This is a genomic window from Streptomyces sp. NBC_00344 (genome assembly GCF_036088315.1).
Lineage (GTDB): Bacteria > Actinomycetota > Actinomycetes > Streptomycetales > Streptomycetaceae > Streptomyces.
Map to the genome: position 1 here is coordinate 6,873,392 of NZ_CP107996.1, position 17,196 is coordinate 6,890,587.

The following is a 17,196-nucleotide window of genomic DNA, read 5'->3' on the forward strand; positions in this document are numbered from 1 at the left end:
CTGCGTGTTACAAATTGGCAGCCGGAACGCTGTCCGGTCCGTGCGGGATACCTGTTGTTCCCGCCATGACCTGCTATTTTCCCGGGCCTCAGGGGGGCGACGACCGTCTCACATCCGTGATGTGAAGATGGCCCCACGGGCGCGACGGTGCCGGCAGACCCGAACCAGATCGTCGACGTTCGATCCCCGCCGGGGGATGCATCGAGGAGATCGGCCTGCGTACCCTCGGCGCCATGCCCCGTCATCCGAGGAAACCCCGTCAACTCGTCGCCGACGGGCGGGTGTACCTGTGGACGCTCCGCCACAGCCACCGCGTGCTGGACAACGGCCGGTCCGCGGACTGCCGCGAGACGCTCACGCTGTACCCGCAACCGGCCGGCACGGGCGGACAGCTGCGTATCGTCTTCGCGAAGGCCCCGGACCGGTACGTCCCGGGTGGAGCCCCCATGGGTTCCGGTGACGTGGGGTACGTCCGGGGAGCATCCCTCAACCTGCATGAACCGGGCGCTGTCCGGGCCCTGCTCGACGTGGCGTCGGCCCAGGGGTGGCAGCCGGGGGAGCGGCGGGCGGTGGAGGTCGACGGCTGGCCCCTGCTGGAGGCGGCGGCCGCCGCACGAGCCGCGGGGGTCGGTCCCGCGGGCTCATAGGGCAAACCCGAACCTCCGGCCACACCTCCTCACCACGAGGCATCCCCAATTCCGCTGGCGCGGCCTGGGGGCAGCGATGCAGCGACGACTTGACACCTCAGCCGCGTGAGGTGCCTTGCACGCCACAGCCGTGGGAGACCCTGGACGCGGCCGACGGCGCCGGGGGCCGTGCCCAGGGGACTTCATCGTGGGCCGGCCCCTTCTTCTCCTTCGGTCAGTTGGCCGCGTACACGTCCTCGACATAACGCCCCGCCCGGACCAGCCCGTCGAGCCACCGCTCCGCCGCCGCTTCGTCGGCGTCCGGTGTGTGCTTGCGGTACAGGGTGCGGAACGCGTCCCGCACGCCCGGTGCCATCCGCGCCCCGTCGCCGCAGACGTACACCCGGGCGCCCGACTCCAGCAGGCGCCAGACCTCGCCCGCCTCGGTGGCGATGCGGTGCTGCACGAAGGCCACCTCGCCCTCGGGGGCGGCGCTGAATGCCGGACGGAGCGATACGGCTCCGGCTGCCTCGGCTGCGCGCAACTCCTCGGCGTGCAGGAAGTCGGCGTCGGGCGCGTCGCAGCCGAAGTAGCACAGGGCCGGCGGAAGTTCGGTTCCCTCGGCGAGGGCGGCCGTGCGGTCGGCGATCGCACCGCGGAACGGGGCGAGGCCGGTGCCGGCCGCGACCAGGACGAGAGGCACGGAGCCGTCCACACGGAAGGCCTCGCGGCACGGCTGGACCCGGGCGAGGACGGTATCGCCCGGCTGGAGCGTGGCGAGGTGGCCGGAGCCCGTCCCCCGGTAGATGCCGTTGCCCGAGCGGGCCGGGGCCTGGAGCAGGGAGACCATCAGGTCGGCGTGGCCCGGCTCGACGGTCGGTGAGGAGGAGATGGAGTAGTGGCGGGGGCGCAGCGGGGTGAGCAGGTCGATGAGCCGCGGCCAGTCGAGGGCGCCGCGCAGGGCGGGGTGGTCCTCGATCACCTCGACGAGGGTCCGCGGGTCGTCGGAGACCAGGGCCGAAAGGGCCGCCCGTTCCGGTGGGCACGGGTTGGCGGCGGCGAGGGCGGCCAGCTGTGCCGCTGTCGGACGCTCCTGCAACTCGACATGGTGGGACAAGAGCTGACGTATCGTCAATGGTCGGTCCACTGCGAGACCGTCGTGGCGCGGGCGGGTGGCCCGGATGTCCAGGACGGTGTCGGGGTCGGTGCCGAGTGCGGCGGCGGCGCGTGCGACGAGGGCCGGGTCGTTGACGGGCAGCACGGTGAGGTGGTCGGCCGTGCGGTAGGTGACACCGGCCGGCAGGGCGATGCGGAGGAACCGCTTGCGGCGCGGGTGTCCGGACGCGGTGAGGTCGTACGCCTCGGTGACCGTCATCGGGACGAGCCCGTGCCGTGCGGCGAGGGCGTCCAGGGGGCCGTCGGTCAGGGTGCGGACCTCGTAAGCGGTCGCCGGCTCGGGGTCCTGGACTGTGGCGTCCGGGTCGCCGTAGGTCTCCAGGAGGGCTGTGCGCAGCCTGGCTGTGAAGTCCCGAACAGCTCCGGACAGGTCGCCCGAGGCGTCGGCGGCGACTCGGTCGGTGAGCCGGGTGCCGCCGAGTTCGGCGAGGCGTTCGTCGATGCGGGTCGGGACGTGCTGGTAGGTGGCGGCCCAGTTGCGGTCGCCGACGCCGAGGACGGCGTACGTGACATCCGTGGCGTCCGGGGTGCCTTCCAGCCAGGCGGCGAAGGCGGTGGCATCGTCGGTGGGGCGGCCGTTGTAGGAGGCGGCGGTGATGATGACGGTGCGGTCGGTGGGGAGACCGCCGACGTAGGCGTCCAGGGGTGCTACCTGCGTCTCGCAGCCGATCGCGGCGGCCTCGTCGGCGAGCCGGGCGGCGAACTCGCGGCAGGTGCCGTAGTTGCTGCCGTGCAGGAAGAGAGCGCCGGTGCCGGGACGGACGCGGGCGGGCAGGCTATCGGTGCCGGTCTCCTGAGGAGTGTTGAGGCGGGCGGCTCCGGGGAGCGGCGCATGGACGCGGTCGACGGGTGTACGCGGGGTGAGGGTGAGGGTGAAGCCCTCGGGCTTGAGGGTGAGGGTCTCCTTCACCGTGAGCGCGTAGTCGGCGTGGTCGTGCAGCCGGTAGCGGTGGACGAGCATCGCCAGCAGCATGGTCGCCTCGTGCAGCGCGAACTGTCGTCCGATACATGCGCGTTCGCCTGTACCAAAGGGCTTGAAGGCGTGCACCGGGCGGGTCGCCTCCGCCTCCGGCGTAAAGCGGGAGGGGTCGAACAGCTCGGGGTTGTCGCCCCAGACCGGTTGCCGGTGCAGCATCGGCGCGAGCACGGTGACGGCCTGTCCGGCGCGTAGCGGGATGCGGCCACCGAGCAGCGTGTCCTGCAGGGCGTGCCGGCTGAAAGCGGCGGCAGTGGGCCACAGCCTGAGCGCCTCGTTGAGAACCTGCCGGGTGTACGTCAGACGGCCGATCTCGTCGTAGGTCGGTTCGGGGTCGGCCCGGTCGCCCCACAGCTCGTCCACCTCGCGCTGGACGAGCTGGAGCGCGGCCGGGTGTTTGGCGAGGTAGTACAGGGCGAAGGACATCGCGCCAGAGGTGGTCTCATGGCCCGCGATCAGGAAGGTGATGACCTGGTTGCGGATGTTGGCGGTGTCGAGCGTGGTGCCATCGGCCGGGTGGGCGGCGGTGAGCATGAGGCCGAGCAGGTCGTCCGTCCCGGTCAGGCCGGTGCCGGTCCGGGAGGCGATGACGTCATCGACGACCTGGGCGAGATAGGCGGCGTCCGTACGGAAGGCCGCGTCGGCCGCCGAATGGTCCCGGCCCGGGGTGCGAGCGAGCCGGGTCATGCTCCACTCCAGGCAGCGGACCATCGACTCGACGAAGGGATGGGGCTCGTCCCGCTGGAAGGAGCCGAAGTCGTAGCCGAATCCGGCCAGCCCGATGGTGTCGAGGGTCATCCGGGTCATGTCGTCGGGCACGTTCACCGGCCGTCCGGCGCGGGCGTCGCGGTCCCAGGACGTGACGAGCCGGCGGGCCACCTGCAGCATGACGGGATGGTAGGTGCGCATCGAGCCGAGCGCGAAGGCGGGCATGAGGATGTCGTGTGCCTTGGCCCAGTTGGGCTCGTCGTTGTACGCCGTGAACAGACCGTCGTCGGTGAACTCGCGGACGTTTTCCAGGGCAGGGCCGACGTGCTTGGCGAAGCGCGTCTCGTCGGCCAGGTCCGTCACCAGGTCCAGGTCGCCGACGAACAGCGCGTCCCACCCGTGCAGCCGCCGCACGAGCACCGGCCCGTGCTCCCGCATCAGGCCTATGACCTGCTGGATCGGGGTGTGTCCCGGTCCGGTGGCGGTGATGTCGACCACGGGGACGCCGGGAGGGGTGTGGGAGGTGTGAGGAGTCTGCGGGTGTGGCGTGGTGGGGGGCATCGCGCGACAACTGCCTTTCGCGGTAGGGAAGTACTGCGATTCAGCGTGCTCGACGGGCCCTGGTGGGCCGGGCCACGCGACTACACGAACCTGCAGTGGAAAACCCGCGTCGGGGCTTGCGTCGCGCGGAGCGACTCGTCCCTGAGCTCAGCCGCTCGCCGATGAGCCGCGGGTCGTCGTCTGTCTCTAGAGTTGCGTGTGACCTGTAGGTTCGGCGGGGGATGGCGGGAGGTACCGATGGAACGGGATCGGCAGGAGGCCGTGGTGTGGCGCAACCGCGCCCTCGCGATCTTCGACCGGATCTCGTTGCCGGTCGCCGTCTGCGACGTGCACGGCGCCGTCCTGCTGGCCAATCCGGCGATGGCGGCGGAATGCGGCACGGCACCGGGCCGGCTGCGCGGCAGGAACGTCCTGGAGCTGTTCCGGCCGCAGGAGGCGACACAGGTGGAGCGGATCGCGCGGGCGCTGCGGCTGCGCCACCGGTCGCGGTACCAGGTGTCGGTGCGCTGGCAGGCCGACGGCGCCGAACGGTACGGAGAGCTGATGGCGGACCCGGTCAGCGACAGCGTGGAAGCCACCCCCATGCTGCTGGTGATGCTCCGCGTCCAGGGCGAACGCGAGGCACCCCGGCAGGCACGGGTACGCGTCGCGCCGGTCGAGGCGCACATCCTGGCGCTGCTCGCCGGTGGCGCCACCACCGCCCGCGCCGCCCGGGAGACCGGCCTCAGCGCCGACGGTGTCACCTACCACCTGCGGCGCCTGTCCGCCCGCTGGCAGGCGGCGAACCGCACGGAACTGGTCGCCCGCGCCTACGCGCTCGGGGTCCTGGCCGCCGGGGTGTGGCCGCCGGCGGCCACCGGCGCGGAGTAGGCGGTGCCCCCGCCCCGGTATATCGACGAAGCGGGCGAGGGTGGGCCACCTTCCGGCCCAGGCCGTTTCTGACCGCCGAGGTGGCAGGGGCGAGCAACCCGGGGACTGCGACGTTGATGTGAGTGAGAGGCCGGCCGGACGCGCTGGGTGTGACGAGGACTTCACCGACCGAAACCCGCGCGACGGGGGCCCCGGGCTCACGCCGGTCAGTAGCCGCGGTCTGTGTGCTGCGGTTCTGCTCGGCCTGTCGGGCCGGCCGGCCGTCGAGGAGGCGCTCGGCCGAAAAATCGATGCCTTACGCCGCCCCCGCCCGTCAGTTTCCGCAGCCGCAGCCGGCCGCGGCCTTCGCTCCGGCGGGCGGCGCTGTAGCCGCGGTGGACTGCTCGGCGGGGGTGCAGCATGCGGTGACGCCGCAGCACGTGGCCGTGACGCCGCCGGTCGCGCTGGTGTCCGTGGTCTGCGGTTTGGCCGCCCGGATGACGGCGGAATGCATCCCGTCCGCGACAGGGTGGGACGGAGTGATCTCGATGTGCGTGAACCCGGCCGCTTCGAGGCCGTGCCGGTACTCGGCGAAGGAAAGAGCGCCCGCGATGCAGCCGGCGTGGTCGCCGCGCTCGGCCCGCAGGTCGGGGGTGAGGGTGTCGTCGGCGACGACGTCGGAGACGCCGATGCGGCCACCGGGCTTCAGGACGCGGAAGGTCTCGGCGAACACGGCCGCTTTGTCCGTGGACAGGTTGATCACGCAGTTGGAGATCACGACATCGATGGTGTTCGCGGGCAGGGGGATGGCCTCGATGGTGCCCATGAGGAACTCGACGTTGGTGGCGCCGGCCTTCTGCTGGTTGGCCAGGGCGAGGGACAGCATTTCCTCGGTCATGTCGAGGCCGTACGCCTTGCCGGTGGGGCCGACGCGGCGGGCGGAGAGCAGGACGTCGATGCCGCCGCCGGAGCCGAGGTCCAGGACCCGCTCTCCCTCGTGGAGGTCGGCGACCGCAGTGGGGTTCCCGCAGCCGAGCGAGGCGGCGACGGCCTCGGCGGGCAGTTCGTCACGCTCACCGTCCGCGTAGAGGGCGGGACCGAAATTGTCGTCGGTCTCGATCGCGGCCGGGCCGCAGCAGGCGTTGCCGCCCTCGGTGACCTGGATGGCGGCTGCGGCGTAACGCTGGCGGACGGTCTCTCGCAGATCGGTGGACTGCTCGGTCATGGCCTACTCCTCGACGACTGACCCGGCGGGGTCGACGTGGTTGCATTCACATTCTTCGATTCAACCTTGCGCCTTGGATCGAAAAACGTCAACATAGAAGCATGTCGAAACAAGAGCTTGTGGTGCTCGGTCAGGACAGTGCCGACGGCTGCTGCCCGACCCTGCTGACCGCCCCGCTGGACGAGGAGACCGCCGCCGCCCTGGCAAAGGTGTTCAAGGCGCTGGGCGACCCCGTGCGGCTGCGGCTGCTGTCGATGATCGCCTCGCGGGACGGCGGGGAGATCTGCGTCTGCGACCTGACTCCGGCCTTCGATCTGTCCCAGCCGACGATCTCCCACCACCTGAAGCTGCTGAAGCAGGCCGGGCTGATCGACTCCGAGCGCCGCGGGACGTGGGTGTACTACCGGCAGCTGCCGGATACGACCGACCAGCTCGCCGCCATCCTGACCCGCCCCGGCGCCCCGGCGCGTGAACCTGCCGGGACCGCCCCGTGAGCCGGACGACTGCCACAGCCGCAGGCCCGGAGACGGCCCGGTTGTCATTTCTGGACCGCTTCCTCGCCGTGTGGATCCTGCTCGCGATGGCCGCCGGACTTGGCCTGGGTCACCTCGTTCCGGGCCTGGGGGGCGCGCTCGCGAAGGTCTCGGTCACCGGCGTCTCGCTGCCGATCGCGCTCGGCCTGCTCACGATGATGTACCCGGTCCTCGCCAAGGTCCGTTACGACCGCCTGGACACCGTCACCCGCGATCGCCGTCTGCTCATCCCGTCACTGGCCCTGAACTGGATCGTCGGCCCGGCCCTGATGTTCGCCCTCGCCTGGCTCTTCCTGCCGGACCTGCCCGCGTACCGCACCGGCCTGATCATCGTCGGCCTCGCCCGCTGCATCGCCATGGTCATCATCTGGAACGACCTGGCCTGCGGCGACCGCGAGGCTGCCGCCGTCCTCGTCGCCCTGAACTCGGTATTCCAGGTGATCGCGTTCGCTGCCCTGGGCTGGTTCTACCTGAACACGCTGCCCGGCTGGCTCGGCCTGGAACAGAGGGCACTCAACGTGTCGGCAGGGGAGATCGCCCGCTCCGTCCTCATCTTCCTCGGCATTCCGCTGCTCGCCGGATTCCTCACCCGACGCCTGGGCGAGAAGGCCAAGGGCCGCACCTGGTACGAGACGGAGCTGATTCCCCGCATCGGCCCGTTCGCCCTGTACGGGCTGCTGTTCACGATCGTCGTGCTCTTCGCCCTCCAGGGCGACGCCATCACCTCAAAGCCTCTGGGCGTGGCCCGGATCGCGCTGCCGCTGCTGGTGTACTTCGCGCTGATGTGGGCTGGGTCCATGACAGTCGGTCGTACGCTCGGACTGAACTACCCGAGGGCCACCACGCTGGCGTTCACCGCGGCGGGCAACAACTTCGAACTCGCCATCGCGGTCGCCATCGCCACCTTCGGCGCCACATCCGGACAAGCACTCGCAGGTGTCGTCGGCCCCCTCATCGAGGTCCCCGTCCTCATCGGCCTCGTCCACGTCGCGCTCGCCGCCCGCCGCTACTTCCCCCAGCCCACGCCGACGGCCGCTCCGACCCTCTCCCCGGAAGGTTCCGCCCGTGCCTGAGCTCAGGCCGTCCGCGCTGTTCGTGTGTGTCCACAACGCGGGCCGCTCGCAGATGGCAGCCGCGTTCCTCACCCAGCTCTCGCAGGGCCGGATCGAGGTCCGCTCCGCCGGCTCCGCGCCGGCCGACGCCGTGAACCCGGCCGCCGTCCAGGCCATGGCGGAGGTGGGCATCGACATGTCAGCCGAGGTGCCGAAGGTACTGACCGCCGAGGCCGTGCGGACCTCCGACACGGTGATCACCATGGGCTGCGGCGACACCTGCCCCGTCTTCCCCGGCAAGACCTACCTCGACTGGGAGCTCGACGACCCCGCCGGGCAGGGCGTCGAGGCCGTCCGCCAGATCCGGGACGAGATCGAGCGTCGCGTCCGTGGCCTGCTCGCCCTACTCCTGTCCGACCACTCCTGAACGATGTTGCGCTCCGCCTGGCGCAACGGCTTCGTCCGCGAGGGCGTGCTGCGCTCCTCGGCCTGGGTGATGGGCGAGTTCCTCGATGAGGTGCTGCTCGGGCTCCTCGTCCGGGACTGGAAGCCTGCCGCCCGACGGTCAGGGGCGGGCCGCGGAGCCGACAGGACGGCGATGAGGAATTGATCACCGAGGTTCTGTTGGCGGCTCATCGGCCTTGTGCTTCTCCCGCCGGACGCCGCATCAGGGGTGCGTCCGGACGAGCGATCCGCGCAGGACCGCCAGAGCGCCCGCGGGCTTCACAGGGGGCTCCACATCGGTCACCACCGCCTGCCCCTCCGCCTCGACGTCCGACGAGGCCACGTCCGCCGGTGAGCGGCCGTCGATCAGTTTCATCGAGTCGCGGCACACCCGCTTCCAGCAGACGCGCGGCCGCCAGCGAGGCCCCGCCGGCCCGCCACAGGTCTGCGCCGTGCAGGGGCCGGCGGGCTTGAGGGCCGTGACCATCGGCACCTTGGCGGCACACCGAGCCGATCCTGTCGACGGCCAGAGGAGATCGGCGTGCGCGACGGCGCCGACCTGACGGTCGACAGGTACGAGTTCGCCCCGTCGTGTTCCCCGTCCATGGTTACGGGCATGATCGCTCAGCTCGTCAAGGTGCCCTGGTGGAAGTACATCCGCCAACCCGCATCCGACAGACGCCACAGAGAGCTCCGCCATGCGCGACGCCCTCTGTTGTCGGCGAAGTACGTCAGATGAACGATGCCGGGAGCGAGTGCAACTCCTGTCATGTCGCTGACCGTCACCGGGCAACCCGGGACCACAGAACCGGAACTCGTTACCGTGAGAATCGACGTGGCGTCCCAGCATCGTCCGGACGCTCCGATTTCCATGAACTCGGGGTCAAGAAGCTCCGAGACCAGGGCTGGTGAAGCACGCACATCGGGGTCGAGGAGCCGCATCTCCGACGCCATAGCCGCCTGAACGGCCCGCTCGCTCTCGTCTGCCATGCATGAACCTTACGGACACACTCCGCCCGTCACAGTTGATAGCCGACTGGCCGGGACGGGTACCGACAGTTTCATCAGTTTCGCCGGCAAGCGGGGCCAACTGCCGTCGGAACCCGTGCACACAGGCTGTCACCTGTGCTGAGACCGACAACCCTCGCCGGGTTGCCGATCGCCCCGGCCCGGCTATCGAACGGGCTCTGGTGCCGTGGCGGCCCGATCATCGAAATCCCGGCGGGCAGCCAGGACTTGCTGGGCGTGCTCCACGGACCATGCGCCGATGGCACTGGTCAGCCGTCCTGCCTCGACCCCGAGCTCGGTCAGTCCGTACTCCACGCGAGGCGGAACCGTGGGGTAGACCGTGCGGTTCACGAGGCCATCCCGCTCCAACGCGCGCAGGGTCTGGGTCAGCATCTTCTGCGTGATCCCGTCCAGGAGTCGCCGCAGTTCGCTGAAGCGCATGGGCCGGTCGTGCCGACGGAGCGCCCCCAGGACGTACAGCACCCACTTGTTGGCCAACATCTCGACGACGGTGCGCGAAGGGCAGTCGCGACGGTAGACGGCGGCCCAGTCCTCGGGGGTCTCACTCCTGTTGGTTTCCATGAGGTACCTAGATATCAATCAGGTGCCTACTTCACAAGAGGTACCGATGCCGTTGAGGATGGTGATCGCAATCCCCCGAGCAAGCCGACAAACCGAGGAGAGTGCCCGTATGCCCATCCGCATGCGCGCGGTCAGCCAGCGCAGTTACGGCGGCCCGGAAGTTCTGGAGGTCGTCGAGACCGGCCTTCCGACGCCAGGTCCGGGCGAAGCGCTGGTGCGCGTCCACGCGGCCGGAGTGAATCCGGCCGACTGGAAAATCCGTTCCGGAATGGTGCGGAAGTTCGGTGCCCCTCCGTTCACCTTGGGACTCGACCTGTGCGGAGTGGTGGAGGCAGTCGGCGAACAGGCGACACGATTCCAGCCCGGCGATGAGGTCTACGGCTGCGCATTTCCGCCCCGCGGCGCCTATGCCGAATACGTCGTCGTGCCGGTGGAAGCGCTCGCCGCCGTGCCGGCGAGCATCGACCATGTGCACGCCGCAGCAATGCCGGTCGCGGCGCTCACCGCTTGGCAGTCGCTCGTGCGGGTCGCCGCCGTCGGCGCCGGGCAGCGGGTACTTGTCCATGCGGCGGCCGGCGGGATCGGCCATCTCGCCGTACAGATCGCCAAGGCGCACGGCGCATACGTCATAGGCACCGCCCGGGAGGGCAAGCACGCGTTCCTGCGTGGCCTGGGCGCCGACGAACTCGTCGACTACGCCACCACCGACTTCGCAGCCGTCGCACGTGACATGGACGTGGTCCTGGACCCGATCAGCGGCGACTACGGACCCCGGTCGCTGGACACGCTCAAGCCGGGCGGAATCCTCATCGATGTGCGCGGCACCGGTCCCGACCGGGCCGTTGTCCAGGAGCAGGCCGAGGCGCGCGGCCAGCGGTTCGTCGAGTTCGGGTTCAGCCCGTCCGGCGCCGATCTGGAGAGCATCGCCAACCTGGTGGAACACGGCAGCCTGCGCGTTGCCGTCGATCAAGTTCTGTCACTCGAAGACGCGGCCAAAGCGCATGAACTCAGTGAGTCCAACCACGTGAGAGGAAAAATCGTTCTCACTCCCTAGGGGCGTTCGTCCAGTTGACTCATCCCCGGTTGACGGGTTGTACACGGTTCTTGCGCCGCTTGGTCTTCGGCGTGGCTCCTCGCCGGATCGACGAGGAGTACCAGCCAAGGGGACAGCCGTCCTTGCGCGTCGGTCACCTGTAGAGCTGGACTCGCTTCCGGAGGAGCTGGAATACGGCTCGGCCGAACAGTTCCTCCGCGAACGGTTACTCCTCACAGCCGTCCGACGACTGTGCTGCCCACACCGTGACGGAACGCCGAAAGACCAACGAACGCGAGGTGGCTCGTAGCCTCAAGGAGGCGGTTGCAGAACTACGAGGTCGACTGGCCCGCTCGGCCGGCTTCTGCTTGCAACTTGCGAGCTCGCTCGGCAGGGTCGTAGTTCGGCCCGACACCCTCGATCAGCAGCAAGTCGCCCTCGATGTGGTCGGTACGCAAACGCAGGATGGCCCGGTAGGCCGGCGAGCCGTACCAGGCGCGGGCCTCGGCCAGGCTGGGAAACTCAATCAGCACCATGCTGCCGGGCCACCTGCCCTCTATGACCTCGGCCGGCGGACCGTGGATGACGAAGCGGCCCGCGAAGGGGTCGAGGGTTGCCTGGATGCGCTCCAGGTACTCGATGACGTCGGAGTGATTCCGGCGACTGCGCAGATGAGCGAAGCCGTAAGCGGGCACCACGGGGCTCCTTCGGTTCGGGGGGTGAGCGATGACCGCGAACGTAGCTGAGCGAGGTTGGGCGGTGCGATTACCTCAGAGGGAATTGCCGCAACATCGAGGAACACCTCAAGGCCGGCGCCGCCCACCGTTCTACCTCTCACGGAATGGGTGCCAGAACCCGGTTCTCGGCCTCTGGCACAACTCTGTGGACCGAGCACGCTGACCAATCGGTTGGGGATGGTCGTCCTGGCCGGCTGAGGCCGGCCCCTTCCATCCCATACGGGGTGGGGGCCATCCCGTGAGGGCGAGGTTGTACAGCCGGGCGGTGCCGAGCATGGCGGTGTGAAGGCCGTCGCCTTGAGGCGGCAGTCGCGAAGGATCTTCCAGGTCTTCATCCGGGCAACGGTGTGCTCGACGCGGGCACGGACTTGTTTGTGCGAGCGGGTGGTGCTGCTGTTTCCAGCTGGGCAGTTCCTCGCTGGCCCGGCGCCGGTGCGACACCAAGGGGTCCGGTGTTCGGATAACCGCCGTCGGCGAACGTCATGGTCGTGTCGACGGCGCCCTTGGCCCCGGATTCCTCCCACGCCTTGCAGTTGTTGCGGTTGCCTGGCGAAGGCCGGCCGGCCACGACAACCATTCGTCGCGGCGCGATGGCCGGATGGCGCTCCTCTCGACCCGCCTCGCGGCCCTGAAATTCCAATGACGACCTTCCCCGCCCAACTTCGGACGCTGGCCGAAGAAGGCCTCGCACGCATTCAGCGAAGAGTCATGACACAGCGTCACTAGTCGCAGAAGTCGAGCCAGAGCCAGCACTGTTTCGACGTCGGGGGCGCCCCACGGGGGGATCGGAGTGTGCCCCTTCGACGGGCGACCCCTGATGGGGGAGCGTCGGTAGTCGCGGGTCAGGACAGCAGGAGCACAGCGGCGGAGGCGGCTGCCGTGGATGCCGTGCGGCCTGTTCTCGGGCAGCGGTTGCTGGTCGAGCGCGTTCACGCAGGCCGCCGGCTCGCACATGTCGCGGCGTCATCGAAAAAGGCCACCATCACGGGCGGCGAACTGGGTGCGGTGCGACTACTTGGGCCGCGCGTCGGCATCCACTCGCCCCGCTGCGCCCGGCGCGCCGCCCTGTTCCATCGCGGCTGCCCTGCAGCCGAGAGTCTCAGACGCGTCAGGCAGTCGACCTTCCAGGTGCGCGAAGTGTCCTGCGGACGGCGTCGCGGAGCCAGTGGTGGGCTCCGTCGGCTGCATGGCGGGGATGCCAGGCCATGCCGATGGTCAGTAGCGGCAGAGGCAGGGGGATATCGAGGAGGTGCAGCCCGAGGGTGGTGGCGTCGGCGGTGAGGGGGGAGGGGGTCGCGCCGGAGAGTGCTGCGGGGACCAGGCAGACGACGTCGCTGCGGGCGGCCAGGGCCATCGCGGCCAGATGGCTGGGGAGGACAACAGCGACCCGTCGGCGAAGGTCGCGCTCGGCCAGGGCGGTGTCGAGGGGACCGGTGAACCGGCCGCGGCGGCTGACCGCTACATGGTCGGCGGCAGCGAAGAGGGCTGGGGTCAGGGGTTCCTCGGTCAGGGGGTGACCGGTCCGGACGGCCGCCACCATCCGCAGGGTCAACAGCTCTTCCACCTGGGTTTCGGGATCGACGTGGTCGATGGAGCCGACCTCCAGGTCGATCCGGCCGTCGCGCAGGGCGGGCCCGGCCTCCAACTCCTCGGCCCGGAACCGCAAGGAGATCCCTGGCGCCTCGTGCCGGGTCAGTCGCAGCAGACCGGAGGCCAGTGCCGCACCGACCAGGTCGGCGGCCTGGAGAGTGAACGTGCTGCGCAGGGTGGCGGGGTCGACAACAGTGCCGGGGGCGAGGAGTGCTCCCAGACTGCGCACCACCGCAGCGGCCTCGTCGCGCAGGGCCCGGGCGCGCGGAGTGGGGACCATGGTCTGTCCTGCCCGGACGAGGAGGGGGTCCTGAAGGATGCGGCGCAGGCGGGCGAGGGTGCGGCTCATGGCAGCCGGGGAGGTGTGCAGGCGGGCGGCGGCGCGCGTGACGCTCTGCTCAGTCAACAGAGCGTCGAGCGCGACGGCGAGGTTGGCGTCGATGACCGGGTCAGAGCTGTTCACCAGGGTAATTCCATTTCAGGCAATGATTGCGTGCTGAAGTTCCCATTGTGGCATTGCCGCGGTTCTCAGCAGGATGAAGGCGTACCGATCCGGCACGACCTACGAGGTTCTCATGATCGTCATCACTGCTCCCACGGGGAACATCGGCCGCCACCTGCTGCCCCTGCTCCTGGAGGCCGCCCCCACCCACGGTGAGGAACTGCGGGTGATCGCACGCGACCCCGCTCGCCTTCCTGACGCGGTGCGCGCACGCGTCGAGGTAGTAATCGGCTCGCACGGTGACACCGAGGTCGTCGACCGGGCCTTCGAGGGCGCGGACGCCGTCTTCTGGCTCGTCCCCCCGGACTCATCTCTGGCCCCGACGGACGCTTACTGCGGCTTCACCCGCCCCGCCGTGAAGGCGCTCGCCGTCCACGGCGTCGGGCACGTCGTCGGCGTCTCCGCGCTCGGCCGCGGCACTCCGGTCGCCAACCGCGCCGGACTCGTCACCGCCTCCCTCGACATGGACGACCTCATCGCCACAACCGGCGTCGCGTACCGGGCCCTCGCCAACCCCTCCTTCTTCGAAAACCTCCTGGAGGAGGCCGACTCGATCCGCGAGAAGGGCGTTTTCACCGACGCCGTCGACGCCGACCGCAAAGCCCCGCTTGTCGCCGTCGCCGACATCGCCGCCGTCGCCGCCCGCCTGCTGTTGGACCGCTCCTGGGCCGGCATTGACAACCTGCCGGTTCTCGGGCCCCAGGACCTGTCCCCCAACGACCTGGCCCGCATCATGACCGAGCAGCTGGGCAGCCCCGTCCGATACGAGTGTCAGCCGATCGAGGACCTGCGCACCACTCTCCTCGGTTACGGCCTCGACGAGGCGTTCGTCCAAGGCATCGCCGACATGAAGCAGGCCAAGGACAACGGCCTCGACGCCGGCGTCATTCGTACCGCGGACACCGCGTCGCCCACCACCTTCGCGCAGTGGTGTGCCCAGACCCTCAAGCCCGCCGTCCTGTCCTGACCCTCCGCCGGCGCATCACCGGAAGTCCATGGTGCCCACCACATCGAGACCACCTGCCACTTGGGAAGGACCCGTCATGTCCACCGAGGAAGCCGAAGCAACGGTGACCGCTTTCATACTCGTCAAGACCACACCTGAATGGCTTGCCATGACCGTCCAGGAGCGGGTGAACGCCTTCACCACCCAGGTCATCCCCGCGATCGAGGCCAAAACCACCGGCGTCCGGTCACGTTTCTACGACACCGAGTTCTACTCCGCACGCGTCACCGACGTCTGGGTCTGGGAAGCAGACGATCACCACGCCTACCAGCTCCTCATCGACGCGCTGCGAGAGACTCCCTTCTGGGACCGCTACTTCGAGGTCGTCGACCTGCTCGTCGGCACCGAGAACGGCTACGCCCGCACCTACGGCCTCGACGCCGTAGCCACCATCACCACCTGACACGGCCCACTCCGCCGTGACCGGGCCCGGTGTCCGCCACAGAAGCGCCACAGGTACCTGACGTTCCATGGGCCGCCTCCCAAGAGGCGGCCCATGGGCGCCTGTCTGTGCGGGCCGATGCGTTCTTCGAGCTCACCGAGGCGCTGTTGTGTGCGGACGGCGGTGCGGGCCGGCCGAGTTGCCGCTGCTCGTCGAGCACCAGCGCAGGTACGGCGGCAGCTGTACGGCGCGTCGAACCACGGCCCGCGCGACACCGAGACCCAGCGTGACCTGCTGGTATCGCTGCCGCTGCCCCAAGAGCGGACGGCCGCCCAAGCACGGCAAGGAGTTCTGCCTGGCCAGGCCCGAGTATGGCCGGAGGCGTCCGTGGTGACGGTGAACGGCACACCCTGCTATGGCAAACCCGAGGGCTGGTCCTGGGACCGGCTTGGTCCGCGGTTGCAGTAGCCTGCTGCCTGGATCGATCATGACAGCGGACTGCCCGTCATCGAAGGCACGTTGATCCGGCTCCACGGCGATCACTTGCCCGGCTACCGCGGCTCACCGCCGGTCTGGCTGTGGTCCTCCGCTACCGGCGCCACCCCGGCCGGGGGCGGAAGACCGAGGTCCTGGCCTTCCTGGGGGAGGGGATGTCGAACACGCGGATCGACCGCCTTCATCTGTCGGAGGCCACGGTCTAGGGGTATGCGCCGCGCATTCTGCACAAGCTGTGCTGTGCGAACCGCACCCAGGCCGGCCTGACCGCTCATGACGCGGGAATCGTCGGCGCCCCCGCCGCGGTGAAGAACGTGGTGCCCGGCCGGTTGCCGCCCCTGTGACGATGCAGCACCATACGGGGATGCGCTTCTCGATCAACATTCCGAACTTCGGGGAATTCGCCGATGCCAGGACGGTGGCGAAAGCGGCGGTGGCGGCCGAACAAGCGGGCTGGGACGGGCTGTTCATCTGGGACCATGTCGTGCACGACAAGCGACAGCACCGGGGCCGCGCCTTCGGGGATCCCTGGATGCTGCTGACAGCCGCGGCGTTGGCGACCTCCCGGATCAGGCTGGGGACGCTGGTCACGCCGGTCGCCCGGCGCCGCCCGCAGCAGCTTGCCCGGCAGGTGGCCACGCTGGACGCACTCAGCGGCGGGAGGGTGGTCTTCGGGGCGGGTCTGGGCGGTCCGGTCGATGACGAGTACGGGAGCTTCGGCGAGACGACCGACCTGGTGGTGCTCGCCGAGCGTCTGGACGAGGGCCTTGACCTGCTGCGGCGTTACTGGTCGGGCGAGCCGGTGAATCACGAGGGGCGGCACTACCAGGTCCGCGACGTGACCTTGCTGCCCGCCACGGTGCAGCGCCCCCGTCCACCGGTCTGGATCGCCGGATTCTGGCCGAACCGTCCGCCGATGCGGCGAGCCGCCCACTGGGACGGCGCTGTCCCGCTGTTCACTTCCGCCAGGCACGGGCACATCCCGCCGGCGGACCAGGTCCGCGACCTTGTCGCCTACGTCCGCAGGCACCGCGAGGGCCCGGCCGATACGCCCTTCGAAATCGTTCTCGGCGGCGCCAGTCCCGCAGACACCGCCGGGGCACGCGACGTGATCGGGCCACTGATCGACGCCGGCGCCACCTGGTGGGACGAACGGCAGGTTCAGGGCGGCAACGACCTCGACCGGCTCGTTCCTGTCCTGCGCCGGATAGAGCAGGGCCCACCCGCCTTCTAGGGACTCCGGCCGTCGCCGGATCACCGCGATGCCGTCATCGCCGACCGTCGTGTCCCACGCCAGCGGTGCGGACGCCGTCGTGATCAGCCGTTCCGGTCCGCCGGTGAACAGGTCCAGCGGGATCGGCTCCGGCGCCAGCAGGGCGCACAGCCCCAGCAGTCGCACCGCCTGCGGCTGCTCCCGCTCCAGCCTGCGCACACTGCGCTGCCACAGCGTCGCGACGACCACCGCCGGTCGGTCGGCTCGCCCCGCGAGATCATGTCCTCCAACCGCGATGTCAGCAGGACCAGATAGTCCTCCGGCGAAGTCTGGTTGTCGCCCATGTAGCCGGCTGCCTGCTCCAACGCGAGCGGCAAGTCCCCCAGTTGCTCTGCTATCCGGTTCCGCCGTCTCTGCGGTCGGTACCGGGCACCCGCCGGACCTGAAAACACTTCCCGGGCCGTACGTGCGCCGACGGTGACCGATCAGGCCCTCCCA

16 protein-coding genes and 2 pseudogenes are annotated in these 17,196 nt (G+C 69.8%); 10 read left to right on the forward strand and 8 right to left on the reverse strand.

Going from position 1 to position 17,196, the window contains the following annotated elements; genetic code table 11:
* Positions 1–233: 233 nt before the first annotated feature.
* The gene (locus OHS16_RS31115; RefSeq protein ID WP_328540582.1) at positions 234–647 is read left to right on the forward strand and encodes a hypothetical protein; all 414 of its coding nucleotides are present in this window, start codon (positions 234–236) and stop codon (positions 645–647) included.
* Positions 648–861: 214 nt separating this feature from the next.
* Here OHS16_RS31115 and OHS16_RS31120 read toward each other — a convergent pair whose 3' ends face one another.
* Complete coding sequence (locus OHS16_RS31120) at positions 862–4,047, reverse strand: cytochrome P450 (protein ID WP_328540583.1); 3,186 nt, start codon at positions 4,045–4,047, stop codon at positions 862–864.
* Between the two features lie 237 nt (positions 4,048–4,284).
* Between OHS16_RS31120 and OHS16_RS31125 the strand changes: the two genes are divergently transcribed.
* On the forward strand, positions 4,285–4,917 hold the full coding sequence (locus OHS16_RS31125) for a PAS domain S-box protein (protein ID WP_328540584.1): 633 nt from the start codon (positions 4,285–4,287) through the stop codon (positions 4,915–4,917).
* 313 nt (positions 4,918–5,230) lie between these two features.
* Here the strand turns inward: OHS16_RS31125 and arsM are convergent, their stop codons facing one another.
* Positions 5,231–6,121 carry an arsenite methyltransferase gene (gene arsM, locus OHS16_RS31130; RefSeq protein ID WP_328540585.1) on the reverse strand — a complete coding sequence of 297 codons (891 nt, stop codon included), beginning with the start codon at positions 6,119–6,121 and terminating at the stop codon, positions 5,231–5,233.
* A gap of 101 nt (positions 6,122–6,222) precedes the next feature.
* Between arsM and OHS16_RS31135 the strand changes: the two genes are divergently transcribed.
* The 4 genes and pseudogenes from OHS16_RS31135 to OHS16_RS31150 form a co-directional block, all read left to right on the forward strand.
* On the forward strand, positions 6,223–6,615 hold the full coding sequence (locus OHS16_RS31135; protein ID WP_328540586.1) for an ArsR/SmtB family transcription factor: 393 nt from the start codon (positions 6,223–6,225) through the stop codon (positions 6,613–6,615).
* Positions 6,612–7,727, forward strand: a complete 1,116-nt coding sequence (arsB, locus tag OHS16_RS31140; RefSeq protein WP_328540587.1) for an ACR3 family arsenite efflux transporter — start codon at positions 6,612–6,614, stop codon at positions 7,725–7,727. The genes OHS16_RS31135 and arsB overlap by 4 nt, the downstream gene beginning before the upstream one ends.
* Positions 7,720–8,133 (forward strand): arsenate reductase ArsC, encoded by a 414-nt coding sequence (locus OHS16_RS31145; protein ID WP_328540588.1) that lies wholly within the window; start codon positions 7,720–7,722, stop codon positions 8,131–8,133. The genes arsB and OHS16_RS31145 overlap by 8 nt, the downstream gene beginning before the upstream one ends.
* 3 nt (positions 8,134–8,136) lie before the next feature.
* Positions 8,137–8,316: pseudogene (locus OHS16_RS31150) on the forward strand (hypothetical protein); the annotation flags it as partial.
* 57 nt (positions 8,317–8,373) lie between these two features.
* Here OHS16_RS31150 and OHS16_RS31155 read toward each other — a convergent pair.
* The 3 genes from OHS16_RS31155 to OHS16_RS31165 all read right to left on the reverse strand — a co-directional run bounded on the left by OHS16_RS31155 (position 8,374) and on the right by OHS16_RS31165 (position 9,740).
* Entirely contained in the window at positions 8,374–8,637 is a 264-nt protein-coding gene (locus OHS16_RS31155) for a hypothetical protein (RefSeq protein WP_328540590.1), read from the reverse strand.
* 137 nt (positions 8,638–8,774) lie between these two features.
* Positions 8,775–9,140: a nuclear transport factor 2 family protein gene (locus OHS16_RS31160; RefSeq protein WP_328540591.1), complete on the reverse strand. Its 366-nt coding sequence runs from the start codon at positions 9,138–9,140 to the stop codon at positions 8,775–8,777.
* Positions 9,141–9,323: 183 nt separating this feature from the next.
* Positions 9,324–9,740 (reverse strand): winged helix-turn-helix transcriptional regulator, encoded by a 417-nt coding sequence (locus OHS16_RS31165; RefSeq protein ID WP_328540592.1) that lies wholly within the window; start codon positions 9,738–9,740, stop codon positions 9,324–9,326.
* A gap of 109 nt (positions 9,741–9,849) precedes the next feature.
* Here OHS16_RS31165 and OHS16_RS31170 point away from each other — a divergent pair, with 109 nt between their 5' ends.
* Positions 9,850–10,794: an NADP-dependent oxidoreductase gene (locus OHS16_RS31170; RefSeq protein WP_328540593.1), complete on the forward strand. Its 945-nt coding sequence runs from the start codon at positions 9,850–9,852 to the stop codon at positions 10,792–10,794.
* 311 nt (positions 10,795–11,105) lie between these two features.
* Here the strand turns inward: OHS16_RS31170 and OHS16_RS31175 are convergent, their stop codons facing one another.
* The 3 genes and pseudogenes from OHS16_RS31175 to OHS16_RS31185 form a co-directional block, all read right to left on the reverse strand.
* The gene (locus OHS16_RS31175; RefSeq protein ID WP_328540594.1) at positions 11,106–11,468 is read right to left on the reverse strand and encodes a DUF1330 domain-containing protein; all 363 of its coding nucleotides are present in this window, start codon (positions 11,466–11,468) and stop codon (positions 11,106–11,108) included.
* Between the two features lie 276 nt (positions 11,469–11,744).
* Positions 11,745–12,099 (reverse strand): annotated as a pseudogene (locus tag OHS16_RS31180) (transposase family protein); the annotation flags it as partial.
* 519 nt (positions 12,100–12,618) lie between these two features.
* Positions 12,619–13,572, reverse strand: a complete 954-nt coding sequence (locus OHS16_RS31185; protein ID WP_443042811.1) for a LysR family transcriptional regulator — start codon at positions 13,570–13,572, stop codon at positions 12,619–12,621.
* 103 nt (positions 13,573–13,675) lie between these two features.
* Here OHS16_RS31185 and OHS16_RS31190 point away from each other — a divergent pair, with 103 nt between their 5' ends.
* The 3 genes from OHS16_RS31190 to OHS16_RS31205 all read left to right on the forward strand — a co-directional run bounded on the left by OHS16_RS31190 (position 13,676) and on the right by OHS16_RS31205 (position 16,719).
* Positions 13,676–14,569 carry an NAD(P)H-binding protein gene (locus OHS16_RS31190; RefSeq protein ID WP_328540596.1) on the forward strand — a complete coding sequence of 298 codons (894 nt, stop codon included), beginning with the start codon at positions 13,676–13,678 and terminating at the stop codon, positions 14,567–14,569.
* Between the two features lie 76 nt (positions 14,570–14,645).
* Positions 14,646–15,011: a darcynin family protein gene (locus tag OHS16_RS31195; protein WP_328540597.1), complete on the forward strand. Its 366-nt coding sequence runs from the start codon at positions 14,646–14,648 to the stop codon at positions 15,009–15,011.
* 838 nt (positions 15,012–15,849) lie between these two features.
* Entirely contained in the window at positions 15,850–16,719 is an 870-nt protein-coding gene (locus tag OHS16_RS31205; protein WP_328540598.1) for an LLM class flavin-dependent oxidoreductase, read from the forward strand.
* Positions 16,720–17,196 lie beyond the last annotated feature (477 nt).